At 43.2% G+C, this 25445-nt stretch carries 21 protein-coding genes and 1 riboswitch; of the genes, 2 read left to right on the forward strand and 19 right to left on the reverse strand.

What is annotated here, in order from left to right; genetic code table 11:
- Positions 1–29 precede the first annotated feature (29 nt).
- From G476_RS0120555 to G476_RS22715, 3 genes are read right to left on the reverse strand one after another with little or no spacing between them, the layout of a single operon-like run.
- Positions 30–860 (reverse strand): MetQ/NlpA family ABC transporter substrate-binding protein, encoded by an 831-nt coding sequence (locus tag G476_RS0120555; RefSeq protein WP_026691751.1) that lies wholly within the window; start codon positions 858–860, stop codon positions 30–32.
- Between the two features lie 18 nt (positions 861–878).
- Positions 879–1541, reverse strand: coding sequence for a methionine ABC transporter permease (locus G476_RS0120560; RefSeq protein WP_026691752.1), 663 nt, complete (start codon positions 1539–1541; stop codon positions 879–881).
- On the reverse strand, positions 1534–2283 hold the full coding sequence (locus G476_RS22715) for a methionine ABC transporter ATP-binding protein (RefSeq protein WP_051314968.1): 750 nt from the start codon (positions 2281–2283) through the stop codon (positions 1534–1536). The genes G476_RS0120560 and G476_RS22715 overlap by 8 nt, the downstream gene beginning before the upstream one ends.
- Before the next feature lie 292 nt (positions 2284–2575).
- A riboswitch (cyclic di-GMP riboswitch) is annotated at positions 2576–2660 on the forward strand.
- A 38-nt stretch (positions 2661–2698) separates the two neighbouring features.
- Between G476_RS22715 and G476_RS23080 the strand changes: the two genes are divergently transcribed.
- Both G476_RS23080 and G476_RS0120575 read left to right on the forward strand, forming a co-directional pair.
- Positions 2699–3193 (forward strand): hypothetical protein, encoded by a 495-nt coding sequence (locus G476_RS23080; protein ID WP_051314969.1) that lies wholly within the window; start codon positions 2699–2701, stop codon positions 3191–3193.
- A gap of 237 nt (positions 3194–3430) precedes the next feature.
- Positions 3431–6583, forward strand: a complete 3153-nt coding sequence (locus tag G476_RS0120575; protein WP_084405881.1) for a DEAD/DEAH box helicase — start codon at positions 3431–3433, stop codon at positions 6581–6583.
- A 71-nt stretch (positions 6584–6654) separates the two neighbouring features.
- On the opposite strand, the gene G476_RS0120580 is transcribed toward G476_RS0120575, so the two are convergent.
- The 16 genes from G476_RS0120580 to walK form a co-directional block, all read right to left on the reverse strand.
- Positions 6655–7290 carry a response regulator transcription factor gene (locus G476_RS0120580; protein ID WP_026691754.1) on the reverse strand — a complete coding sequence of 212 codons (636 nt, stop codon included), beginning with the start codon at positions 7288–7290 and terminating at the stop codon, positions 6655–6657.
- Complete coding sequence (locus G476_RS0120585) at positions 7287–8330, reverse strand: sensor histidine kinase (RefSeq protein ID WP_026691755.1); 1044 nt, start codon at positions 8328–8330, stop codon at positions 7287–7289. Before G476_RS0120585 ends, G476_RS0120580 begins: the two co-directional genes overlap by 4 nt.
- Positions 8327–9052 carry a cell wall-active antibiotics response protein LiaF gene (liaF, locus tag G476_RS0120590; RefSeq protein WP_026691756.1) on the reverse strand — a complete coding sequence of 242 codons (726 nt, stop codon included), beginning with the start codon at positions 9050–9052 and terminating at the stop codon, positions 8327–8329. Before liaF ends, G476_RS0120585 begins: the two co-directional genes overlap by 4 nt.
- Before the next feature lie 115 nt (positions 9053–9167).
- A complete protein-coding gene (locus G476_RS0120595; protein WP_026691757.1) occupies positions 9168–9809 on the reverse strand; it encodes a PspA/IM30 family protein in 642 nt (213 codons plus the stop codon).
- Positions 9810–9845: 36 nt separating this feature from the next.
- Positions 9846–10199: a lmo0954 family membrane protein gene (locus tag G476_RS0120600; RefSeq protein WP_026691758.1), complete on the reverse strand. Its 354-nt coding sequence runs from the start codon at positions 10197–10199 to the stop codon at positions 9846–9848.
- Between the two features lie 367 nt (positions 10200–10566).
- Positions 10567–10839, reverse strand: a complete 273-nt coding sequence (locus G476_RS0120605) for a hypothetical protein (RefSeq protein WP_026691759.1) — start codon at positions 10837–10839, stop codon at positions 10567–10569.
- Positions 10840–11031: 192 nt separating this feature from the next.
- Positions 11032–15522 (reverse strand): Ig-like domain-containing protein, encoded by a 4491-nt coding sequence (locus G476_RS23415; RefSeq protein ID WP_084405868.1) that lies wholly within the window; start codon positions 15520–15522, stop codon positions 11032–11034.
- Between the two features lie 387 nt (positions 15523–15909).
- Complete coding sequence (locus G476_RS0120615) at positions 15910–16932, reverse strand: LacI family DNA-binding transcriptional regulator (protein WP_026691760.1); 1023 nt, start codon at positions 16930–16932, stop codon at positions 15910–15912.
- A gap of 393 nt (positions 16933–17325) precedes the next feature.
- Positions 17326–17832 carry an RDD family protein gene (locus G476_RS0120620; protein ID WP_026691761.1) on the reverse strand — a complete coding sequence of 169 codons (507 nt, stop codon included), beginning with the start codon at positions 17830–17832 and terminating at the stop codon, positions 17326–17328.
- A gap of 104 nt (positions 17833–17936) precedes the next feature.
- Positions 17937–18416: a 23S rRNA (pseudouridine(1915)-N(3))-methyltransferase RlmH gene (gene rlmH, locus G476_RS0120625; protein ID WP_026691762.1), complete on the reverse strand. Its 480-nt coding sequence runs from the start codon at positions 18414–18416 to the stop codon at positions 17937–17939.
- A gap of 69 nt (positions 18417–18485) precedes the next feature.
- Positions 18486–18647 (reverse strand): CxxH/CxxC protein, encoded by a 162-nt coding sequence (locus G476_RS23420; RefSeq protein WP_245579709.1) that lies wholly within the window; start codon positions 18645–18647, stop codon positions 18486–18488.
- A gap of 226 nt (positions 18648–18873) precedes the next feature.
- Positions 18874–20103, reverse strand: coding sequence for a S1C family serine protease (locus G476_RS0120635; RefSeq protein WP_026691763.1), 1230 nt, complete (start codon positions 20101–20103; stop codon positions 18874–18876).
- 491 nt (positions 20104–20594) lie between these two features.
- Positions 20595–21395 carry an MBL fold metallo-hydrolase gene (locus tag G476_RS0120640; RefSeq protein ID WP_026691764.1) on the reverse strand — a complete coding sequence of 267 codons (801 nt, stop codon included), beginning with the start codon at positions 21393–21395 and terminating at the stop codon, positions 20595–20597.
- Between the two features lie 17 nt (positions 21396–21412).
- Complete coding sequence (locus G476_RS0120645; RefSeq protein ID WP_026691765.1) at positions 21413–22210, reverse strand: two-component system regulatory protein YycI; 798 nt, start codon at positions 22208–22210, stop codon at positions 21413–21415.
- 1 nt (position 22211) lies between these two features.
- A complete protein-coding gene (locus G476_RS0120650) occupies positions 22212–23609 on the reverse strand; it encodes a YycH family regulatory protein (RefSeq protein WP_026691766.1) in 1398 nt (465 codons plus the stop codon).
- On the reverse strand, positions 23609–25441 hold the full coding sequence (gene walK / locus G476_RS0120655) for a cell wall metabolism sensor histidine kinase WalK (RefSeq protein ID WP_026691767.1): 1833 nt from the start codon (positions 25439–25441) through the stop codon (positions 23609–23611). The genes G476_RS0120650 and walK overlap by 1 nt, the downstream gene beginning before the upstream one ends.
- Positions 25442–25445: the final 4 nt, after the last annotated feature.

The raw sequence follows: 25445 nt of genomic DNA on the forward strand, positions 1-25445 counted from the left end.
TCATCCCATGCAGCTTTTTTATCCCAACATTAAAATGCCGGAATCGCTGTTTCATCATAGTTTTCTTCTAAGAATTCACGAACCTCATCACTTGTCATTGCTTCTGCTAGCTTTTGAATCGCTTCAGAATCGGCATTATCTTCACGAGCCACTAATGAGATGGCGAACTCGTTGTCTGTTCCTTCTTTAAGCAACGCGTCACTCTTTGGCGTTAAGCCAAGGGGCGCAGCGTAAGCCGGAGTCATCACAACGGCCTCCACGTCATCGTACATTCTTGCAAGCATCAGAAGATCGACTTCTTCAAACACATAGTCGTTCGGGTTGTCGATGATGTCCTCTTGCGTGTAGTAGTTCCCCGTTTTCTCTTCTAATTCGATTACTCCGTGCTGATCGAGAAGAGCAAGTGAGCGATCGATGTTTGACACGTCATTGGCAATCGCAATAACGGACCCTTCCGGAATGTCATCGATCTCATCATACTGCTCGGAATACACCCCGTAGTTGGCAAAATAAATCTCTTCAATGCCGACTAGGTTTGCATCGTTGTTACGGTTGTACTCTTCCATGTAAGGGACATGCTGAAAGAAGTTCGCATCCACTTCTTCATTTGCAAGAGCGGTGTTTGGCTGGACGTTATCCCCTAATACTTCAATTTCAAGCTCGATACCCTCTTCTGCTAACATTGGCTCCACAAGCTCAAGAATTTCTGTCATTGGCGGGATCAATGTCGCAACCTTTAATGTCACTTCTTCTTGAGGCTCGTCTTGTCCTTCGTCTGTATCGGTTCCTTCATTCTCTTGACCGCCACAAGCAGCCAAAAAGATTACACTCATTGCCATGAGCAATAATAGCTTTTTCATTGTGTTTCCTCCTACGTTTTACCTTTTATCAATCATTCTTGCCACTGTCATCCCTGTAAATTGAATGATTTGTACAAAGATAACCATAATTACAATCATATACATCATTAATTCAGTTTTGAACTGCTGATAGCCAAAGCGAATCGCAAAGTCTCCGATTCCACCACCACCGACAACACCCATAATCGTCGAGTAAGAAATAAAGCTGATGATAGAGGTGGTTAATCCAACAACAAGTCCTGAGCGGGCTTCTACGTACAAGAACTTAAAGATCACGGACCTGACCGACGCCCCCATGGAAACGGCCGCTTCCAACACGCCTTTTGGTACATCCAAAAGCGTTTGTTCCACGAGCCTAGAGTAATGGGCAATCGCAATGATCGCGAGAGGGACTGTCGCCGCCGCTGTTCCGATCGCCGTTCCGATAATCAGTCGGGTAAATGGAATCAAGAACACGACCAAAAGCAAAAACGGAAACGAACGGATGATATTTACCAAAAGATTGAGAGTGGAAAAGGCCACTCGGTTCTCAAGAAGGTTCCCTTTTCTGCATAAGTACAATAGGGTTCCCACAGGCAGACCGAGCAGGACTGCAGCGAGGATGGATACACCTACCATGATGAACGTTTCCCCGATCGCCTGCCATATTTGCGCTTCATATTGAACTAATATCTCAGGCACGGTCCACCTCTCCATCCTTGGCGAGCTGGTCTACGAAGTACTTTGGGTTGTTGTCGATGTGTTTGACGCCTTTGGGCTTCGTTCTCACCGTCTCATACACTTCACCGTTCGCCATGACGGTCACTTGCGTGCATAAGCTTTTAATCACGTCCATCTCGTGACTCACAATCACAATCGTCACACCAAGACGCTTGTTCACGTCTTCCAGTACTTTAAGGACTTCTGCCGTCGAATTTGGATCCAGTGACGACGTCGGTTCATCGCACAACAAAAACTCGGGCTTGTTCGCCAGTGCCCGAGCAATGGCCACACGCTGCTTTTGTCCTCCGCTTAACTGGGCCGGATACTTCTTCATAAAGTCTTCAAGCCCGACAAAACGAAGGCACTCTTCTACCCTACCTCGTCGTTCTTTTCGCGGGTAGTTCGAGAGCTCAAGGGAGACTGCGATGTTTTCATAGACCGTTTTATTGGCTACGAGGTTAAACCCTTGAAAGATCATGCCAATCGACTTCCGGGCGTCACGAAGCCTCTTCCCGCGAAGCTTGGTCAAATCCCGACCGTTCACTTCCACCGCTCCCGTGTCCGGAACCTCTAGCAAGTTAATTAACCGAAGGAGCGTCGACTTCCCCGCCCCACTGGCGCCAATAATCCCATAGATCTCGCCTTTATCAATCGTAAGCGACACATCTTTGATTGCTTCAAACTGTTCAAACCGTTTATTTACGTGATGCAATTGAATCATAAAAAAACCCCTTTCTTCAGTTGAAAGGTGATTACAACGGTCCTTATTATAGCTTATTTTGGTGGGGGTTGTCACTGTGGGAGATTTAGCTATAAACATTTGAACAACTGGTTTTAAACCTTAAACATATTTTAAGGTTACACCAACACTCAATTCCAGTATTCTTTAGTGTAATTATTTGTCGATAACATTTTGTACCTATTTTGAATGAGCCAATATATAATTCAAATTAGAGACATTGCACCATTACTTTCTCAGTGGCCACTGAAAATAAGGATCAAAGTCTTGGGTATTATACAGGGGAAGCGATGAAGTATAATCCTTAGTTGGACACCTTGGGTTATATGAAGCTAGTGGTGTAACCGGCCCTCTTACTTAAGTTTTGAAAACAATTTATCTTAGAGGGGAAATGACCATGAAGAAGATATTATCGGGATTAACAGCAGGAGCATTGGCAATGTCATTATTTATCGGCTCAGCATTTGCAGGGGGAACAATCGATTATTCTAATGGACAGGGCTTTGTCGGTAAAGGAGATGTCCAGTCTGTTTTAGGGTACAATAATGCACAATTACAGCAGAATGCTGAAAAACTAAAATTCACCTATGAATCTGTAGACACGTATGAAATTACCGTTGAGTGGACCACAGGTGAAGGAACTAGAGGAGAAAAAACCCACACTGTTGAACACAAAAGAACTTCAACTTTTTCAAGTGGTGTTGATTACGACACTAGAAAGGCGAAACAAGTTACTGGGTTTAATTTAACTGGTTTCGATAATGTCTCTACGGAAGGAAACATTCCTGAAGTTGGTGATGAATTCCCTGGAAACTCAGGCCATAAAGTTACAAATATCGAGCATGTTTCAAGTACTGATACACTATTCGTAAATGGAAAAGTAATTCAATAAGTCCCAAAATCATAAATTCGGTAACTTAATTGAGATGCTGACTATGTTACTTTGAAAAACGATAAATAAAAATAGATAAGACCTTATCATTTGAACGATGATGAGGTCTTTTTGCTTCGTAAGCTACTTCACTTCCTCTATTTTAAGCTAGCTTATCTCCCATATCCCCAATTGGAACAGTATGCTGCTTCTGGTACAATGATACCAATTAAATCCATATTCATAGAAAGGATTGCCATGATGAAACAAGGAATCTATGAGGAAATTATTAGTCAGAAGCTACAAAAAGAGTTAGCTGATACAGATGGAGATCTTGATATCGGTCGTATGCCTTTGGATGTGGAAGAAGCAAGAAAGGTTTTATCTACTTACATAAGCTCAGTTACGAGAAAAGCGTTACAACATGTCCGGGAGCAAGAACAAGATGATACTCACGCATTACTTAAGCAAATCAAAACCTGTAATGAAGTGATTGATCTTCTCAGTGAAAGACTCGATGAACAGGAGTTTGAATCCCTTCGGATCGCTGAAGAAGGTGAAGTGTTAACTTATGTTTATATAAAATTGAATACCACAAGAAGTATAAAGAAAGAATCCGTTGTTCGTCCAGTTACACCGATATCGGAGAGTTCTTTGTTTACTGGCTCCAGCTTTGAGCCAAATATGCTAGGCGAGTTGAAAAAAGAAATCCTCTCCTCGGATTCCATTGATATGCTTGTGTCTTTCATTAAATGGAGCGGCCTTCGTATTATTTTAGATGAATTAAAGACCTTTACTGAAAAAGGCGGCAGACTGCGTGTCATTACGACTTCTTATATGGAAGCAACGGATTATAAAGCGATACAAGAGCTTAGTCGTCTGCCCAATACCAGCATCCGAATTTCCTATGATGTAAAAAGAACGAGACTTCATGCAAAGGCTTATTATTTTGAAAGAGAAACAGGCTTTAGTACCGCTTATATTGGCTCTTCAAACCTATCTAATCCCGCCCTCACCTCAGGCTTAGAATGGAATGTCAAAGTCACAGAAAAGGACTCCTTTGACGTATTAAAGAAATGTGAAGCTACCTTTGAAAGCTACTGGAATGACCGTGAATTTAAAGCATTCCATCATGATAATAAGGAAGACCAAGAGACATTAAAACTGGCTTTGGAGAAAAGCACGTCCGTTGCTGAGCCTTCTGTTCAATACTTGTTCGATATCCAGCCTTACTATTATCAAAAAGAGATTCTAGAGAAGCTTCAGGTCGAGCGTGACGTTCATCACAGATACAAGAACTTACTTGTAGCTGCTACAGGAGTAGGAAAAACCGTGATTTCTGCTTTTGATTATAAACGATATCGCAAACTCACAAATGGTCCAGCCAAATTATTATTTGTCGCTCATCGCGAAGAAATATTAAAACAGAGCCTTGCTACGTTTCGTACAATTCTAAGGGAACCAAACTTTGGTGACATGCTTGTAGGCGCTCATCATCCTAACTCCTTTAATCATCTGTTTGTGAGTATCCATAGCTTTAATAGTAAAGAACTTCATCAACGGATTACAAGTGACTTTTACGACATGATCATTGTCGACGAGTTTCACCATGCTGCTGCTAAGTCTTATCAAACACTACTCTCCCACTTTAATCCAAACATTCTATTAGGATTAACCGCAACACCTGAACGGATGGACGGAAAAAGCATCCTCCCTTATTTTGACCATCATGTTGCGGCTGAAATGAGACTCACAGAAGCAATTAACCAAAAGCTTTTAAGTCCTTTCCAATACTTCTGTGTAACAGATACTGTTGATTTATCTGATCTCAAATGGTCAAGAGGGGGATACGACACAAAAGCGCTCGAGAACGTATATACTTCAAACCATTTGAGAAGCACCCAAATCATTAAGAGCCTCCAGAAATATGTGACCGATGTTCGCGATGTAAAGGGGCTAGGGTTTTGTGTTTCCATTGCCCATGCAGAGTATATGGCCGACTTTTTTAACAAATCAGGAATTCCTTCGATGGCCTTACATGGAGGTTCAAATGACCATTTACGTGCGGAGGCGAAGCGTCAACTTGTCTCTGGAGACATTCACTTTATTTTCGTCGTTGATTTGTATAATGAAGGGATCGACATACCGGAAGTAAATACGATTTTATTCCTAAGACCAACAGAGAGTTTAACCGTATTTTTGCAACAGCTAGGCCGTGGTCTTCGGCTTCATGAAGATAAAGAGTGTCTTACTGTTTTGGACTTCGTTGGACAAGCTCACCTGAACTACTCTTATGAAGAAAAGCTGCGATCGTTAATCGGTAAGTCCAAACATTCCGTTCAGCACTATGTAGAGAATGGTTTTTTCAACCTACCAAAAGGTTGCTTTGTTCAACTGGAAAAACAGGCAAAAGAGTATATCTTAAGAAACATACACTCTTCCACAAACACGAGAGGAAATTTACTATCCAAGTTAAAAACCTTTGAACAGGACACCGGCCAGTCTGTCACTCTTAAAAATGTTCTTACCCATTACCACTTGGATCTTTATGATTTTTATGGGGGAAATAAAGATCGGAGCTTTCATCGAATGTTAGTAGAAGCAGAACTTACCGAGGATTTTCACTACGAAAAAGAGAAATGGCTTACAAGCCGCCTCCCCAATCTGTTTCATCTTAATTCTCAAAAACTTTTGGCCTTTTTAAGAGAGTATATAGTAGATCGGCGAATAGGGAACAAAAAAGAAGAACTCATGCTCCATATGTTCTATTATTCTTTTTACCAACGGCACCCTGAACAAGAAGGCTTCTCTTCTATTCAAGAAGGAATTGAATGTGTCCTTGAACATACCGTATTTGTAGCTGAGATCCAGGAGATTTTAGATGTTCTTTATGACCGTCTAGAAACTATGGAACTAGAACCGAACTTTCACTTCAAGTGCCCTCTTCAGGTTCACAGCCAGTACACGACAGCCCAGATCCTTGCTGGCTTTGAGTTTTACAACGGTGAAAAAAGTCCAGCGTTCCGGGAAGGAGTCAAACACTTTAAGGACAAGAACTTAGACATCTTCTTTATTACGCTTAACAAATCAGAAAAGGACTTCTCCCCCTCCACTCTTTATGAAGATTATGCAATTAATGAAAAGCTCTTTCACTGGCAGACACAAAGCCGTGTAAGTGAAGAAAGCCCAACAGCCCAACGATACATCCACCACCGAAAGTACGGCGGTAAAATCGCCCTGTTTGTGAGAGAATACAAAAAAATAAAAGGCAGCATCGCATCTCCCTTTATCTTTTTAGGAACAGCAAATTATATCAAGCACTCCGGAAGTAAACCGATGAGTATTGTTTGGGAGCTCGATGAGGAAATGCCAGCCTATCTCGTCCCAAAAGCAAATAAGAATATATTGTAGAGTGAACTAAAAAAGCTGTTTGTCCTCATTGGATGAACAGCTTTTTATCATGGAAAAATAAGTTTTTATATTTACCTTTTCTTTTCAACCAAATCGTTCGTAAAAGCATAAATCACGGCCTGGGTTCTGTCTTGGACATCCAGTTTATGAAGGATGTTGCTCACATGGACTTTGGCCGTCTTTAACGCGATAAAGAGTTGGTCAGCAATCTCTTGATTGGTTTTTCCTTCTGCCATTAACTGTAGGACATCCTTCTCCCTCCCTGTCAGCTGTTCATGGGGTTTAGGCTTTTGCCTCATGCGATTCATAATTTTTCCTGTCACCTCGGGCTCTAAGACAGACTCGCCCTTGTGTGTAGCCCTGATCGCTTTTGCTATTTCACTCGCCTTTGATGTTTTTAACATATAGCTCGTAGCCCCAGCTTCAAGGGCCGGGTACACCTTCTCGTCATCTAAAAAGCTCGTTACGATGATAATTCTTGCTTCCGGCCACGCCTTTATTATCTGTCTGGTTGCTTCAATCCCGTCCATTTTCTTCATGACCAGGTCCATAAGAATGACGTCTGGTCTAATCTCTAAAGCAAGCGACACAGCTTCTTCTCCATCATCGGCTTCTGCCACTACATCGATATCCTTCTGGGCGGACAAATAAGAGGATACACCAATGCGAACCATTTCATGGTCATCCACAAATAATACTCTGATCATTCACTTTCGCCTCCTTTAGAAAATGGGACTTTTACTTCGTAGTAGGTTCCTTCTCCTTCTACACTCACGATCTTGAACGCTCCCCCGATGGCCTCAGCGCGCTCTTTCATATTCGTAAGTCCGTACGAGCTTCTTTCTATCGCGTCGTCAACACTAAATCCAATGCCATTGTCTGTGATCCGCAAAATCACGTATTCGTCCCGGCTTACACAAAGCACCGTCATTTTTTCTGCTTTAGAGTGGCGAAGAATGTTGGAAACAGCCTCTTGAAGGATTCTAAAGAGGTGATCCTCCACCCCTTTTTCAAGTTCAAGTGGCTCTGCCTTCACTTGGATCTGAAGCGGTACTTTTTCTTTCAACTCAGAAAGAAGCTCTTTCACCCCTTCTTCTAGGGTTTTATTTTTGAGAGCAATCGGACGCAGGTGAAGAAGAAGGGCCCGCATTTCCAACTGAGACTGCTCGATCATCCTGCCTATCATCGTTAGCTGCTTTTTCATGGTGTCATCTTCAGGGGGGCTCGTTTCATTAATCGTCGCCATCATCATAGAAGCGGCAAACAGTTGCTGGCTGACGGAATCGTGGAGTTCTCTAGCAAGCCTGGTCCGTTCTTCCGCCACCACTTCCTGAAGGCTTTTTTCCCGCTCCTTGGCATGTTCCGTTACAAGCCGCTGGGCTGCCTTTGTTTGCTCCATAATTTTTTGCTCAAGGGCAGTCAGACTTCGTTCTAGGTCCTTCATTTCCTGAAGTTGTTCACCATTAAGCCCCGCCCTTTTTTTCCCTTTTGAAACGGCCTCTACCTCGGTGCGAATAACCGTGAGCTTGCTCTTTATGTAACTTCCCGCCAGTAAACCGGCAGTGACGCCTCCAAGTACGATCACGATGAGGAGGAAATAGATAAACGGGAGATCAAACATACGCTGTTCCCAGAGCAAGGACCACGAATCAAGAGGGAAAGAAAAGAATATCGTCACACTTACAACGAAACTGAAAAGGAGGCTAGCTGTGAAGGTGATGAGACCGGTTTTAAACATCGCATTCATGTCCGCTTCACCTCACATTCTCCAGACCACACAGAGGTGACAATCCGGATCCGGGGCTTCTCCGTCTTAAACCCGCTCGTCTCATAAACCACCTGCTGGTTAAAACGGCGACCTTTTTTCTGGTCAAAAACCGTTATTCCTCCGAACAATACAGTATGATGAACAGCCACTTCCACCTCATACGGCACGAGGATGGTCAAATTCCCGATCCCGTGCTGAATCATAATCACACCGTCCTCTGGTACAACGGTATTTCCAAGATCTACGATCCGGTCACCAATGCCTCCTAGAATATTGACGTCGCGCCAGGCGTATGTTGATTCGCTTGTTTTTTCCGTGCCGATCAATCGATTTTTCATGAGCGGACGTATGTGGAGGTAATCTCCTTGCTTTTCTGTCTCGTGGGAAAAGTCAGGCGTAATGATTTCCGGATCCGACTTCGACTGATAGAACTTGTAAAGCAACAAGACTGCTATCGCAATGATGATAAACCTTACCGCTATCAGATTCAGGATGGTCAGAGAAAACATGACCACTCCGATCCAGAATAGAAGCTTTCCTATCAAGCGGCGATACCAGCGCCGACCAAAATAGATCATTAAAACTTGAAAGACGAGGGAAAACAGAAATCCTGGTCCAAGAAATAACGCTTCCCCTAATAGGAGGACAATCCCAATCAAAAAAATCCAGTTAAATGCTCTCGTTGATATTTGATTAAACACAGATGTGCCCTCCTTTTTTTCCTATTCATGCTTCTTAGGGGTATGAAATATGTAGAAGCGCTCCTTAAACGTGAGCGCTTTTTTCATTCAAACAAACTATCAATGTTTCGCCGAATTACCGTTTTTCATTTTCCGCCTGTTCAATCAGCTTTTGTTCAATTTCAGCTAGCTTCGCATCAAACGTTCTTTTGTGGTAATCACGGTTTACACGCTTTTCCAGGTTTTCAATATACAGCTCCATATCCCCAAATCGGGATAGGGAACGCTCACCTGATTCAGAGGTAACCTTGCTCATTTGATAGCTCGCCCTAGCCACATTTTCTCGACCCATCAGTTCCATTTGTCTGACTCGCATATCCTTGAGTCTGTGCTTCATGTTCTCGTACTGCTTTTCAAGATTCTCTAACTGAAATTCAGCATCTTGTTGTGCTTTTTCAAGCCTGCTCGCTCTCTGGCTGTATTCTTCCCATTCACGGGCAGCAAATTCTGCGTACTCCTCTTCACCTGCCTGCTCGGCAACGTTCTTCTGGTGCAGGCGTTTTTCTGCCATATCAGCAGCCTCTGAGTACTCTCTACCAAACTCTTCTTTAAGTCGGTGTTGACGTTCAACTAGGAGCCGCACCTTTTCCGTTTCTCTTTCACTTTGTCTTAAATAGTGATTGAGTGCCGTAATTGGATTTCCAGCTTCCTTTTTATCCATTATGCCATGTAGATCCGCTGAGATGGTATCTTTAATTCTTGTAAATAGAGATGTCATCGTGTCATTCTCTCCTTTATTTTTCTTCATTTTTAATTAGTGGTTCATGTCTGCCCACTGTTTCTCAAAGCTTTTGAAAGGATCATTCTCTTCTGAGGGTCTTGTGATATCTACTTCTCGGTCATTGCTCCAGCTCTTCCAAATGAAATAGAGAGCGGCTAGCGCAGCCAGTCCAATTACTGAAAATGAGTTGGCAACCCCGATACTTACAACCACCAAACCGGCGATTACCCACCATACTTTTCCGGCAGTTGACGTGGTTTTAACAAATTGTTTAAAGATAACGTAGGTGAGCCAAACGGAAAATGCTAACACAATCATCGGTGCGAGGTTCGCCAGTAGCACCACCAGAGCGACAAGCCCTGCGCAAAACAGTAAAAACTTTTTCATCCCGTGTTCCTCCTTTCCTAATCTCTGACTTAATCGTACCGCCAAATAAAAATTCATATAACGACCCCTGGCTTTATTTTTGCTAGGTCTAGGGGCGTATATGAGAGCAGGACTATGCCAATCAGAATGGAGGAAAGTGATGAAAATGTCGTTTTGAGAGAGTATATGAGCTGGTAAAAGTGCCGAAGCCGGGTGGTAAAAAGAATGAAGGTAGAATATCACTGGTGTAAATGAGGAAGGAACAGATAAAAGGGTGGATACTCTATGAAGAGGTAAGTTCAAAGGAAAGGGAAGGCTAGAATACAGCCTTTTTTATAACTTTTTCCTTAATTGAAATACAGGGACAGACAATCGTCCCTGAGGTGAATTAGATAAACATGAATATCCCAAATCCAAGTACCCACAACATTGGAATCAGATTTACGATTACTGCAGTTCGTCTTTTTTTATTATAAAAGATCCATGCCAAAATAGAGCAAATAATCACCGCAAGTGGGTATGCGCTTATGGTCAGGACAAATAAACTATTCCAAAAAGCAATACCCTGATCAAAAGCCATAAAAGACAATCCCCAAATTGGAAGCCAGAAAACCAGGCTCATCAAATACAACAACTGGCTTAAAATCAAATATAGTTTCATAACCCCTCCACCTGAATTTTTTAACTTCTAGATATATTATATTTTTAACGATTTAGAAAAATGCCGGGGTACATGTAGATAGGGACAGGCACCTCGACCCTCGTTTCGAGGTAAATAAGAGGAGACTTTCCGGTTGCCTTTTGAAAACAGACAACACCCCCTCTCCTCTAATCGGAAAGGGGGTGATTCTCCTTACTTCTTCACTGTCACATTCGTTGCTGGGCTTACATTATTTGATGCATCTGTAGCGGTAACACTAAGAACAGTGTCTCTCTTTTGTTTTGGAATCGTCACGTCAAACGTTCCTTTGTTGTCTGCTTTGGACGTTCCGACAACGTCATCGCCTACTTTAACCGTCACTTCGGCATGAGCCTCTGTTTTTCCTGTGACTGACGTAGACTTGCTATCTACTTTTTTAACCTTTGGTGCTTGAGGGGCATCGTGCTCTACGACAATCAGTGTCTTCGTGTCAGTGATCGTACCAGATGCATCTTCTACTGTAACGGTAATTTCCGTTCCAGCTTTTTGCTTCGGTATTCTCACATTGAAGTTACCCTCTGAATCCGCCGTTCCTGTACGCTGTTGATTTTTCTTTCCGAGCTGTACAGTAATAACCGAATCGGCTTTCGCTTTTCCTGTTACTCCTTTGGATTCAACTGTGATCTCGTTCACTTCGAAACTACCTGCAACTGTCACAGTAAGTTCTTCGCTCACATTCCCAGCTTCATCCGTTGCCGTAATCGTTAAGACGGTTCCTGCCGGCTGCTTTGGAATCTCTACTGAGTATGCACCTTCTGAGTCAGTAGTGGATGTATACTCTTCTGTACCATTCGATACCGTCACGACTGAATCTGCTTCGGCTTCACCTGTTACTTTTGTTGATTGATCGGTTACGTCATTGGCTGTTGGCATTTCTGGAGGTGTTTTATCCGTCACCGTAATGCTTAACTCTTCGCTCACATTCCCAGCCTTATCCGTTGCTGTAATCGTAAGCACGGTTCCTGCTGGCTGTTTTGGAATCTCTACTGAGTAAGCACCTCCATCATCGGCAGTTGCCGTATATTCTTCCGTGCCATTCGACACTGTTACAAGCAAACCAGCTCCGGCTTGACCTGTTACTTCTGTTGATTGATCGGATACTTCGTTCGCTGTCGGCGTCTCAGGCACTGTCGCAAACTCGTGGATGTACACTTGTTCACCGTATTGATCCTGTCCGCCTTCAGCTAATCCATAGGTAAACCAGTATTTGATTTCATCACCCTCATTTACATCATTTATGGTGTAAACAGAGTAATTCTCTCCGGCTTTATTCATCATAATATTTTGTTGTGTATTGCCATTTTTAATGTAATGAATAATCACCCACGGAGCATCATTCACATAGAATTCCACAGAATTTTCCTTAATCTCTCCCACGCCATAGCCTTCTCTTGGTGTAGGTGGCTCTCCTGGACCTTCAGTTGGAAGGGCTGGAATTTCATATAGATAGACATTATCGATCGTCACCACATGCTCACCGATCTGCTCTTGTCCTTCCACTTTTCCTAGTGCAAAAACAAGCTTAGCAGCAGGATCTGTACCTTTTTCATGGGTAAACTCAAGTGCATGCGTATTTAACTCTTCGTTGATTTCTACCGTTTCCCATAAATACTTGTCATAGTTTGTACTTTCTATGATTGTATCGATGCTTCGTCCGATCGAAGAAGACATATCAAATACCATTCTATAAGACTTTGATTCTTCTAATTGAAGACCTAGCTGACTAAATTGAATGCTCCAGAACTCATTTCCTAATGATGGAATTCCAATTTTCTTTCTTTTATCTTCTATAGCAGACGTAGCTCCAACATCAGACCATAGCTCCCAAGAAGTCGATCCATCGGTAAAGGAATGATTCTTAATTTTATTCACAGCTGGATTTTTAATTTCTAGCACGACGTTATCAATCGTTACCTCATGCTGGTCGTAATCACCATACTTACCTAACAAGAAGTTCAATTCCACTTCTTCTTCATCAGTTGCTTTAAACGAATAGGTGTATCTGTTACTGTCTTCTGATAATGATAGGTTTTTCTCGAAAACTCTATCATTTTCACTGTTTTGAACAACGAGTTCCATCTCTCTTGAGATCGTGGAACGAGCATCAAAGGAAACGAGATACTCCTGATCCTCATATAGCTGAATGCCTGTTTGCTTAAATTGTACCGCGTCTTTTTCAGCGCCTGCACCACTAGCGTCAAACGCAGGAATTGCAATCTCAGCTTTACCATCGTTCACTTCAATGTCATTGATAAAGTCATCTTGATCGTTCCAGCTCCAAGCTGACCAGTTCGTAAGACCATCGCTAAACGAGCCATTCTTTAGAGGGAACATCTGATCCATTGTTAGCTGCGGGATAATGTCGACAGTCACGGTCGCTGTATCCACCTTTTCCCCATCTTCTGTTGTGACTGTAATTGTAGCCGTACCGTTGGCTACTGCCGTTACAACACCGCTTGCACTTACTGTAGCCACACTCTCATCACTTGAAGCCCATGTGACTTTTTTATTCGTCGCATTGGATGGAGATACGGTTGCTGAAAGGGTTGATCGTTGACCTTCGGAAGTTAATTGAACTTCTGATCGGTTCAACTTCACACCTGTTACAGGGATTTCCTCGATTTCTTCTACTTCAGCTTCATAGACACGAACGTAATCGACCTGCATGGTCACTGGAAAATCTTCTACGTTCGGCTCTCTTCCACCATCGAACCATCCACCTAATGCGAGGTTCATGATCACATAAAAGTCTTGATCAAAAGGCGCTAGTGGATTTTCTCTCGCCGCTGCTGAGAACCATTGTTCTTTTGTTACTTTAAGGAAGAACTTTCCATTAACATACCAACTAAGAACATCTTCTTCCCATATTAAACTGTAAACATGGTAGTCACTATCAATGGTTTCTCCAACTTCAAAGGTTTGATCTCCATGAATATACGTATTTCCTGGCCACTCACCGCCAAAGTGGATCGCGCCACTTGTGGATTCAGGAACACGGCCTCTCGCTTCCATAACATCAATCTCACCTGAAGACGCCCATCCTCCATACACATCATCATTCGGCATCATCCAAAGGGCAGGCCATGCGCCGGTCACTGCAGGAAGCTTCGCACTGAAATCAATTCTTCCATATTTGAATGTGAATTTATCCTGTGTTGTGAGTTTTCCTGAAGAATATGGTGCTATACGATCTGGGTCCTGTGGAAAGGACTTCGGATCTTCAAGTGCTACAATATTTAGTTTACCGTCTTCTACAAACACATTGTCTTCACTGTCTGTATAATGTTGAAGTTCTTCATTTCCCCAACCCCATGTACCCGGGTCGTCATTTAAGTAGTAACCAGTATCATAGTTCCATTTGCTCGTATCTAATTCCGTACCTTGGAATTCATCATTCCAGACCAAGTCCCATCCTTCGAGCGTTGCATCTTCAGATGTACCAAGCTCGATATCATCTAACGGCACTTCATCCGGACGATAGGCATCTGGGTTGCCTGTAAATTGATACGCCACATAATTGTCGCCAATGTCCCCGCCCTTTTCACCATCTAATGGATATCCGATACGGAGATCCACATCTTCTTGAATAGGCTGGAACCAAAGTCCAAAGATGTAGTCTGTCCAATATCCCCACTGGTTTGCAGACGACATTCTATTGTATCCGCTTGCAGAATAACTAAATTCTGAAGCGGAATCCAAAATATTGACCCACTCACCATCGACTTTCACTTCATAAACGAAGTTATCAACTTCACTTAATGTAGCGTAACCTCCATCAATCCGTGGTAGAGGAATACCAATGGCACCGTTGTCATCTGCATCAAACGATGATCTGCCATCAAAGTTGGTAATCACATGAGAGTTTCGTACTGGTAATGTAACGATTAACGTGTACTCAACAAACACGTCAGGATTTGTCTTTGAAGCGACTCTCACCTTCGTCGTTTCTTCTACTGGATCAAACCAATATCCACCCGGACCTTCCCACCAGTTTCCAAAGTTATTATCATAGATCCATCCGCTACTTGCATTGTTATCGATCGAGACCCACTCATCACCTTGTTGCACGAAAAGTGCCACATCATCTTTTACGTCTCTAAAAGTAGCACCGCTATTAAAGCGCGGAAATTCAAATCCAGTACCACCAGAGGGTGATACGTCTAATGACGTGGGACCTGCAGGAGCCATTGATGTAATGACTTGAGGGTTTGCCGGAATAACGTTAAACGTATATTCAACAAACACGTCAGGATTTGCTTTTGATGAAACTCTAAGCTTCATTGTTTCTTCTACCGGGTTAAACCAGTATCCACCTGGACCTTCCCACCAGTTTCCAAAGTTCACATCGTAGACCCATCCGCTGGCAGCATTATTATCGATGGAAATCCACTCACCATCCTGCTGCACTAAAAGATCAACGTCATCTTTTACGTCATGGAATGAAGCACCGTTATTAAAGTTTGGAAACTGGAATCCGACTCCTCCGTCGAGCCCGGCATCAATGGTAGTAGGACCAGCCGCCTGCATGGAAGTAATCGTTTGTGAGGCTGCTGCCTCAGCTTTAGCACTAAAACCGATTGTATTAAACATAAGTATTAAAGCTAGACACATCATTGTTATTCGATTTATTTTTGATTTCGACAATATGAACTCATCTCCCGTGTGTGCTTTTTTGTAATTTGTCTTCTTGAAAAATTAATTCTAAATATTAAGAAAATTTATAGCTTTATTGAGATGGGATAACGCCATTAAATGATCTTTCTGCCCTCCTTTTTTAATTCAAGTACTGATCTTGCTTCCAAGGTAAACGTTTCAACTCTCTTAGATGTGTAACCAAATGACTAGTAAACATTTCCCGCCCATGTTTGCGCTTTCATTAAATCGTAGGCTGTATTGCTACATTTACTAAATGTCCCTTCACGTAAATTGTCCTACGTGGGACATTTATGTATTTAACTATAAAGCATTCATTAGAAATAACAACACTTTTTTACAATAATGAATGCTTGATATAGGTTTAGGTGGCGCATTTCATCTCAATACAGGCGCCACACATGAATGACGTTCAACCAGTGAGGCTTTAAAAAAACGTTCAGGTGCTGGGACTCCGTGTTCAAACTGACTGATCAATTGCTCCACTAAATACTCAGCCATTTCCACTCTTGGAAGGTGCATCGTCGTTAAAGAAGGGTTCATGTATTCAGTTAGCCGAATATTATCAAAGCCGATTAATGATACTTGCTTCGGAACGGAAATTCCATGTTCACCTAATGCCTTTAGTGCACCGATGGCAATCAAATCATTCGAGCAAACAATTGCTGTTGGAAGAGTTCCTTTTCCAATCCAATCTAATAGAGCTTCATAGCCTGACTCCTCCACAAAGCTCCCTTTATAAACAGGTCCTTCCTCAAGCTTAGCCTGTTGAAGAGCTTCTCTATATCCGTTGAGACGTTCCACTGCAGCACGGTTTGTCTCTTCCCCAGTAATGATGCCAATTCTCTCATGACCCAGCTGAATCAAGTACTCAGTCGCTTCAATGGCTGACTCTTTATTTAAGAGCATGGGCACAGGGACATCCTGTTGTTTTGGAGAGAGGTTATTTTGATCAAAAACACCAACTAAAAAGTCAGCTTCTCTAATTTCATCTACAACCTTTTGTACATTTGACCAGCTAATAATCATTCCTGCATCAATGCTTTTCTCTCTGTACAGCTTTAAGATAGGTGACGGGTCATCAACCGTTGACGTCGTAACGAGCATATTATACCCTCGACCCCTAGAGGAGCTAATCATTTGGCTAATCACCGTACTGTAAAAGAAATCATCTGCATAAATGTTGTCTAATTCAGGGTCTTGAATAATAAATAAACCAAGCGTCTCTGTTTTCTTTTTTGTTAAGCGCCTAGCAGAGACGTTAGGATGATAATTATTTTCGGTCATAATCCTAAGGATCCGGTCGCGTGTTTCTTTTTTTACTTGAGTAGAATCGTTTAGTACCCTCTGAACCGTTTTCCTCGAAACGCCTGCCAGTTTTGCAATATCATAAGTATCCATTTTTTCCTCCTGAATCATGCTGATATCGTTTATTATAGATGATCAAAACCCCTGAATCAGTAGCCAAATCTTCTCTAAAATCTTTAATGGCTACGATATAGCTTCTTAGCTGGATATCAGAAAGAAGGCTTAAAACCTATTCTTTAAAACTCGATATGTGTGACTTTAATACTACAATAAACGTTCCAATATCTCTCGAAACTGAAAATGCGTGACATTTAACCTATTTAAGTATACATTATTTAACTATATTAGTAGAGGATTTATAACTTTTTTTGATAGTAAATCTTATCACTTACTAATGTACGGTACACCAAAAAGTGCATCAGTCGATGGCACCGATGCACTTACTCAACACATTTGAATAATCAATCATTAAACATGAGGTCCATATTAAACTCTCACCACTTGTGTTCTTAAAACAAAATCATAGAGAGATTGTCTGCGTTTCGAAAAGATAGCTGTAACGATATAAATAAAGATGAGCGTATAAATAACTCCAGTAAGTAAGTATAAGGATAATGCGACTTCTCCCCCTGCAGAAAATCGATAGACAGCGAAATGTGACAGCTCCCATGGTAAGAACTTCAAAACTGTCCGAAGAGCATTATGTGACACCGACAATGGCTCTCCATTCATATCCACTACTCGTATACCTGACTTCCTTTTCCCAAAGGATTGAGTACCGATTTTTGAGTCGCTAATAATAAAATAAACCGATATGGGTAGAGTCACAAGTAAGAACCCAAATAACTGATTCATAAATAATGATCCGTTAAATAATTGTTGGATGGAAGGATAGAGAAATAGACTTACCACTAAGAGTCCACTTAAGTAAATGAGGATCACTATATAGTCAATCATGAAAGCTTTAAACCGGAGTAAAAATGAAGCATTCACACTATTCCTCACTCCTTCCTTTATTCCATTGTACATTTCTCTTCAGATGCTAAATATGCCAAATGGCAGAGTAAAATACCACCTTATTTACACCTTTTTTTCCTCTATTTATGGTACGGCTCCCCTCGATTAATCTTAAACGCACGATAAACCTGCTCCACTAAGATTAACCTCATCAGCTGGTGCGGAAACGTCATGTCGGAAAACGACAGCTTTCCATTGGCTCGCTTCAATACGTCATCGCTTAGGCCGACCGATCCGCCGATGACGAAGGCGACTTTACTTTTGCCGTAGGTGGCCAGGTTGTCCATTTCTTTGGCGAGGCGTTCTGAGGTCCATTTCTGGCCGTTTATGGCGAGGGCGATCACGTGGCTATCGGGGCTGATTTTCCCGAGGATGCGCTCCCCTTCTTTTTGTTTTACGATTTGGATGTCTGCGTCGCTCATGTTTTCCGGCGCTTTTTCGTCAGCAACCTCGACGACTTGAACGTTGGCGTAGGCACCGAGCCTCTTCGTATATTCCGCGATTCCTTGCTTTAAGTATTTTTCCTTTAATTTTCCGACTGTCACGATCGTGATATTCACAGGTGAGTAACTCCTTTTAATATAGTTTTCCACAAAAGTTATCCACATACCCACAGGTTTTCTGTGGAGTTATTTGTCGATTCGGTATAAAGCCTTGCTGTCACAGTATTTGCATCCTGTGGACAACTGTTCTTCGGCTGTGAGTTTGTCGATTTTTGGTGGAAGAGCGTAGTAATCGACAATATCTTCAATTGCCATATCTATGTGTTCTTCGCAGCTGTAATACATCATCTAGTCCTCCCATACCAATGTTTTTCTTATCAAAAAAGTCAGTTATCAACATGAAACTGTGGATAACATTTGGATGTAAACCCTTACTCTCCCATACGTTATAAAAGATATGGAAAATGATATCCATATAACTTATCCACATTTATGGATAACTTATTCATCGCCTCTCTATTGTAGCGATGTTCACACAAAAAAACCAGAAGACTTGAAGTCTCCTGGCTGTTCATTAAAAAATTTGTTGCTCTAGCGTCATTTCTACTTGCTGTTCTTCTCCATTACGATAAAATGTGACGTCTACCGTGTCACCGATCGATTTTTCCGTGTAGAGGAACTTCCGTAGATCGTGAGTATCTCTCACTTCTTCACCATCAAGTGCGACAATAACGTCCCCTTCTCTCATACCAGCCTCTGCTGCAGGGGAACCCTCGGTTGTTCCTTCCACATACACACCACCCGTCACATCTTCAGGAAGACCTAACGTATCGTGCCAGTGGAAGCTTGGGATCTCTTGCAAGGAGCGAATCATGACGCCCATTTGCGGACGACGGACTTCACCAAACTCCTCCAGATCTTCGATTACAGGAATAGCGATCGCGGTTGGAATCGCAAATCCGATTCCTTCGACGGACTGCTGGGCAATCTTCATGGAGTTGATTCCGATTACTTGTCCTTCAATATTAATTAAAGCTCCACCAGAGTTTCCTGGATTAATGGCTGCGTCCGTTTGAAGAACTTCTGCGTTCCAGTCCGGCTGTCCATTTCCGCTTAAATCCACCGGAAGACTTCGTTCAACAGCACTGATGATTCCAAGAGTGACCGAACCTTCAAAGGATAAGGGATTCCCGATCGCAATGGCTGGTTCTCCCGGTCGTAATGTATCCGAGTTGCCGAATTCAGCAACCGTGTCTACTTTATCTGCTTCGACTTTAAGTACGGCTAAATCAGTAAGTTGATCTTCTCCTACAAGCTCTGCTGGAATACGAGAGCCGTCTGAAAGAGTCACATCTATTTCTTGTGCGTTTTCAATGACGTGCTGATTTGTAACAATGAAGGCATTGTCACCTTCTTTTTTATAGACAACGCCTGATCCTGTTCCTTCACCACCACGCTCCCAGAAGCCACCGCCAGAAGATTGACGAATGTTTACAACACCTACAACAGCATCATTTACCCGATCGACCGCTTCTGTCACTTCTGAACTCACAGCGACGTTCACCCCTTGAAGGGATTCAGCTGCTTCTTCCTGGCTCTCTGTCATCGTTTCAACGGCTTCTTCATTGCCTGCCGTCTTCGGGACGACCTCATAGGGCAAAAAGCCGTTCGATGCGAGAATAGGGATGGAAAAGACAACGATGAGGGCGCCTGCCATCGCGGCAAGAAAAGCCGTTAGACCCGTTCGGGGCCGTTTCCCTCTTTGACTTTGGCTCCTCGTTGTATGACTATCGTAATACCCCATGTTTGACCCTCCTTTGTAAACTCTGTTTCTTTGTAAAGAAGAACCTCTCACAACGGTGAGGTTTGTACCGTGAAAAACAGCACGTGTACCTTGTTTATATTTTATAAAATCCAGCGGTGTCCGTCTATTCAGACGAATCATTTTCGATATTTTTCCATACACAAATACGATTTCCCATTTTGACGAATTTTAGACTTTTTTTTGCAAAAGCGTAAGCGCCTTGGTCACGAGCGTAAAGCATTTCAGGCCAGCAGATTGAAGCCGCTTTTTGGCTTTATCTGCTGGAATGAAATGACCTCGAGCTCGTAGGCGCTGGAGCTGGATGATGAAGAGATATACTAAAAGAAGTTATCCTTATGCAAGAGAGAACTAATGACTAGATTTTACATAAAAAAACTGCCACTGATAGGGATAAGCCTAACAGGGACAGCATGTTATCTTAAATGAAACCGACATGCCTACGGAGAGCATTTCGGCTTCATCACCAAAAACTACACTACCGTAAGAGCCGTTGGCGTATCTGGATCTGTATCAAAAAGTTTCAGAGATTTACCCGTTTGGTAGCCTCTAGACTCCAAGGTTTGCTTCACAGTCATATTGGCCAAATCTTTCATGTTGTTATCCTTGCTCAAATGAGCCAAGTAAATGTTTGTAGGCTTGTCATTCGCATCGAGAATGTCAGCCATGGCATGAGCCGCATCTTCGTTCGATACGTGCCCTACATCACTGAGTATTCGCCTTTTGACACTCCACGGATACCGGCCCATCCGAAGCATGTTCATGTCGTGATTCGACTCGAACACATAGGCGTCAGCGTCTCCTACAAGCCCTTTCATACGCTCACTTACGTATCCCGTATCCGTAATCACAGACAGCTTTCGCCCTTCGTGGGCAAACGTAAAGAACATAGGCTCAGCCGCATCATGTGACACCCCAAAGGATTGAACGTCCATGTCTCCGAACACTTTCGTCTCTTCCACTTCAAAGTGAAAGCGCTGATCAGGCGTTAGCTTACCGAGCATCGGCTCCATGGCATCCCATGTTTTTTCGTTTGCATAGATCGGAAGGTTATACCTTCTTGCAAAAATGCCGGCACCTTTAATATGGTCACTATGTTCGTGCGTAATAAACAGGGCATCAAGGGTGGATGGATCCAATCCGTTTTTTTCAAACAGACTTTCCATCTTTTTGCCGCTCAAGCCTGCATCGATCAGTACGCGCTGCTTATCCGTTTCTACATAAATCGCATTGCCCGTGCTTCCACTGGCTAACACGCTGAATCGTAAGCTCATGCTGCGAGTCACTCCAATTAATCGTTTTGACTTCGTATCACACTGCCTTCAATGGCGTTTACATAGCGGTCTTCATCATCGATCGTGATCCGCCAGACAGGGGTATAGAACTCGATGGCACTCACATCGTTTTGAGAGACATTTGTGTACATCAATTCCACGTCTTCTTCACTAATCTCAAAGTCCGTTCCGAGAAGATTGGCATTTGCCAAAGACTCGATAGCGGTGTTAGGAGAGATTAGTTCCGTTTCTTGGTCCGTTTGTCCGGTCAAGTTCAAGTACCGCTGGGAATAACCGATGGCTTCCAAGTCTTCATTCACATCGATTCGTACATGACTATCTCCGCTAAGGTACTGAAGTAGTTCACCGTCATACGTCTGGTACGCTCGGATATAATTCTCTTCTTCGTTATAATACCCGAAGGCATACTCTTCCCCGTTCATCAGATGGCTCTGTAAAAAGGCATTCACGCTTCCGGGTAGGTTTTGGCTGAGTAAGCGCTCCGGCTCCTCAAGTTCCACCACAAGCTCGTATTCTTGTCTCCCAAGCTCCACATCGAGCGTTCCAAAGTCGGCCAGCAATTCTTCATCATTAAATGATTGAGGCATACCAGTCACGTGGTACCCTCTCGGTGTGTAGTTTGGGTCCGATAGGTTGATCGTAATGTTTTGGTTGTCGAGTAAGTGTTGAAAACTCGGAGGAGTCAGGACGCCCAAGTTTGAATCACTACGCTTTTCAACGAGCTGGTAGACGAGGAACACATTCAAGCAAAAGAATGTAACAATTAAAATGGTCTTTGCCCGGCTCCAGTCCATCCTATGACTCCTCCTCCATCTCTTCGTCGTTGTCTTCCTCTTCCTCTTCTTCCTCTTCTTCTAGCAAGCGCTCTTCATATTCATCTTCAATATCACTGAAACGCTGCCAGTTTCCCCGCTTAATAAACCAGTCAGGGGAAAAGATCATAAACGAACTCGTGCTGCTATCCATAAAGTATCCGAAACGAATACCTTCAATGCTATCCGTATCAAAATCTTCCATCTCCTCTAGATAAGACATCATCTCATCTAACGGAGGGAGGGCAATCGGTTCGTCTTGATTGAATTGCCCGTCTAAACGAAACAAAGGCCGTTCATATTTGTTAATCTCATTACCAGCTCGTGTAATTTCTTTCGTGTAATAAAGATCTTGGTTCGCAGATCCTCCAAGTACCGGCAGGCCGTCCACATGCATCCGGTACGTAACCGAATCAATAAAGCCGTGATGCCAGGCATCTACCCCATAGTGGTCGGTCCAACCGCCTCTAAGATTAATAAAGTCGAGAGCGTCTTCCAACACATGAGTTTCCGTTTCGTTCTCGTCAAACGTTCCCGTACGCTGATGTTCAAACTTCATCACATTTCCACTTGAGCGTCTCGTCACTTCAAGGAATCGACTACCGTCAGAATACATCCGCGTCGTTGGACCTCTTGGATACTCTTGAACGAGATCAGGATCACTAAACATCACGGCGCGCATGTCTTGCTCAGAGATCGAGTTCCAGCTGTAAGTAAGCTTTCGCATCGTTAAAGGCTCAACAGGCAAGTAGGCGTAGTCACCATAGAGATTCTCCTCATCAAAAGACACGCCACGAGCTTCATACATATGGTCTCTTTCACCTTCATACATAGCCACGAGCTGATCATTGTTCAAGTTCGTTTCCGCCTGATAAATTTCTTCATCTTCCGTCGATATAAAGCGGGCGATCACTTCACCATTTGCCGAAGTGGTCGATCGAGTAATATAAATCCGGTCCACAGACGTAATGGCAATCGTCTCTTCACCAAAATCAAACAGCTCGTTAATCGTACTTCCAGGGATAGGAGAATGAAACTTATAGTCAATCGCCCGGGCCGGTTGATTGAGAACCGGAACGCCGCTTCTTGGATAATCGACCACACGTTCAAATTCCACGTCCAAAAGGGCTTCCATTTGACTGGTGAATCTCTCTTCTTCCGGCTCGAGCCAGTACCGCTCTTCGTTTTCATGAATCGTAATACTCTCAGGGATCAAAAGGTCCACATGACTTTTTTCTACACCAATATCAGGGCTCTCAATGGTTCCGGAAGAGTCCAATGGACTGAAGTCAGGCTGAAACGTCCAAATTGAATACGTAAGTCCGACACTCGTTAGAATGAGGACCCATAACAACGCGGTCTTTAAATGCTCCATGGCCATTATACTTCTTTCGCCTCCTCAGGAACCGGTAGGCTAAACGACACTCGGGTGCCTTTACCCCAATCACTGCTTACCCAAATGTCGCCTCCGTGAGCATGGATGATTTCTTTTGCAATAGCCAAGCCAAGGCCGGTTCCACCGAGACTTCTCGTCCTTGCTTTATCCACGCGGTAAAAACGATCAAACACGTGAGGGATACTGTCTTTTGGTATTCCCACACCTTCATCTTGAACACTAGTAATGACGCGGCCTTTTTCAACCTTCACACTAACGCTAATCATGCCGCCCTGCGGGGAGTATTTCACCGCATTGGACACGATGTTATCAAGCAGCTGCGTCAATTTATCCCGATCGCCATACACAAACAACGGTTCTTGTGGGAGCTTTCGGTTAAACGTAATCGACTGATTTTTCGTCGACATTTCGAATCTATCGATCACTTGCTCAACAAAGGTAATTAAATTCATCGAGTTCATCGTCAACTGATAGTCTTTACTGTCCATTTTCGACAGCTGCAACAAATCATTTACAAGACGAATCATTCGCTCCGTTTCATTTTGCGTCACGTTAATAAAACGTGGGGCCACGTCGGTATCAAGAGCTCCATCAGCCAACGCTTCCAGGTAACTCTTCATGGACGTTAATGGCGTCCTTAATTCATGGGACACATTCGCCACGAACTCACGGCGTTCTTGTTCGACTTTTTCTTGTTCTGTGACATCATGAAGCACAGCGATGAGTCCATTTTGTTGACCATTCTCTTTTGAAATAACAGAGAAATGGGCTTCAAAGAACAAATCGTCTTCCATCGTGTCCATATCAAGGAGAAGAGGATCGTTGTATTCATAAAGCTCTTCTAGCTTCATAATCCCTTTCAAGTTGAGAACATCCGTCAGTTTTTCACCAAGCGTTCCTTCTTGCGTTCTCTCGAGCATTTCCTCTGCTCTACGATTCATCAAGATCACATGGCCATGCTTATCAGTAGCAATAACTCCATCAGTCATGTGCGTCAACACGCTGGAGAGCTTCCGACGTTCCCCCTCGGTTGTTGCGTGGGCGTCTTGGAGCTTGATGGTCAAATCGTTAAACGCTCTTGCAAGCTCTCCGATTTCATCATCTCCATAGACCGTTACGCTTCGGGAAAAGTCTCCTTTCCCCATGACGTGGGCTTGCTTTTTCATATCCACAATCGGTCTCGTGATCGTTTGGGCAAGCAACACACCCAAGACGACGGTAATCGCAAGGGCTATGACGGTTCCTGTCATCAAGATCTGGTTGATTTGCTGGACTTGAGCATAGATATCCTCAAGAGACGCTTCAATATAGATCGCTCCAATAATCGTCTGGTCCTCGTCCATGTCATAAACCGGTTGTGTAATGACCCTCACCCGTTGCCCTTCAAAGTCGATCACAGGTGTTGGTGAAGATTCCCCTTGCCCTGTTACGAGCGTACGGGTAATCCTCATATTCGTGGTCCGTTGGCCTTCAATACGAAATCGTTCGTCAGGCTCCGATGTCCCAATGATCGTTTTATTCGAATCGACCACCTGGGCTTTTGCATTGGCAATATCAAAGAGCTGATCGAGAACGTTGTTAATGTCTCTCTCTAACGAAGGATCTTCTTCTCCCCGTTCCTCCAACATTTCTTGCTGTACGTTATAAACAAGAAGGTTCGCTCGGTCATTGATCATTTCTCGATGGTTTTCAACGAGGCGATCTTCCAACTGTTGTGTAAAATAAACCCCGATGACCTGCATCGCAATTAAAATCAATAGCACGTAAATAATAACGATCTTTACGTGTATCGACTTATAAAAGCGGATTTTTTTCATTCAA

This window comes from Alteribacter aurantiacus DSM 18675, assembly GCF_000429705.1.
GTDB classification, from domain to species: domain Bacteria; phylum Bacillota; class Bacilli; order Bacillales; family Salisediminibacteriaceae; genus Alteribacter; species Alteribacter aurantiacus.

Excerpts from the sequence above, each read along its gene's own strand:
- G476_RS0120555 (WP_026691751.1), bottom strand. The coding sequence starts at position 860 with ATGAAAAAGCTATTATTGCTCATGGCAATGAGTGTAATCTTTTTGGCT.
- G476_RS22715 (WP_051314968.1), bottom strand. The coding sequence starts at position 2,283 with ATGATTCAATTGCATCACGTAAATAAACGGTTTGAACAGTTTGAAGCA.
- G476_RS23080 (WP_051314969.1), top strand. The coding sequence starts at position 2,699 with ATGAAGAAGATATTATCGGGATTAACAGCAGGAGCATTGGCAATGTCA.
- G476_RS0120575 (WP_084405881.1), top strand. The coding sequence starts at position 3,431 with ATGATGAAACAAGGAATCTATGAGGAAATTATTAGTCAGAAGCTACAA.
- G476_RS0120580 (WP_026691754.1), bottom strand. The coding sequence starts at position 7,290 with ATGATCAGAGTATTATTTGTGGATGACCATGAAATGGTTCGCATTGGT.
- G476_RS0120585 (WP_026691755.1), bottom strand. The coding sequence starts at position 8,330 with ATGAATGCGATGTTTAAAACCGGTCTCATCACCTTCACAGCTAGCCTC.
- G476_RS0120595 (WP_026691757.1), bottom strand. The coding sequence starts at position 9,809 with ATGACATCTCTATTTACAAGAATTAAAGATACCATCTCAGCGGATCTA.
- G476_RS0120600 (WP_026691758.1), bottom strand. The coding sequence starts at position 10,199 with ATGAAAAAGTTTTTACTGTTTTGCGCAGGGCTTGTCGCTCTGGTGGTG.
- G476_RS0120605 (WP_026691759.1), bottom strand. The coding sequence starts at position 10,839 with ATGAAACTATATTTGATTTTAAGCCAGTTGTTGTATTTGATGAGCCTG.
- G476_RS0120615 (WP_026691760.1), bottom strand. The coding sequence starts at position 16,932 with ATGGATACTTATGATATTGCAAAACTGGCAGGCGTTTCGAGGAAAACG.
- G476_RS23420 (WP_245579709.1), bottom strand. The coding sequence starts at position 18,647 with ATGATGTATTACAGCTGCGAAGAACACATAGATATGGCAATTGAAGAT.
- G476_RS0120635 (WP_026691763.1), bottom strand. The coding sequence starts at position 20,103 with ATGGGGTATTACGATAGTCATACAACGAGGAGCCAAAGTCAAAGAGGG.
- G476_RS0120640 (WP_026691764.1), bottom strand. The coding sequence starts at position 21,395 with ATGAGCTTACGATTCAGCGTGTTAGCCAGTGGAAGCACGGGCAATGCG.
- G476_RS0120645 (WP_026691765.1), bottom strand. The coding sequence starts at position 22,210 with ATGGACTGGAGCCGGGCAAAGACCATTTTAATTGTTACATTCTTTTGC.
- G476_RS0120650 (WP_026691766.1), bottom strand. The coding sequence starts at position 23,609 with ATGGCCATGGAGCATTTAAAGACCGCGTTGTTATGGGTCCTCATTCTA.
- walK (WP_026691767.1), bottom strand. The coding sequence starts at position 25,441 with ATGAAAAAAATCCGCTTTTATAAGTCGATACACGTAAAGATCGTTATT.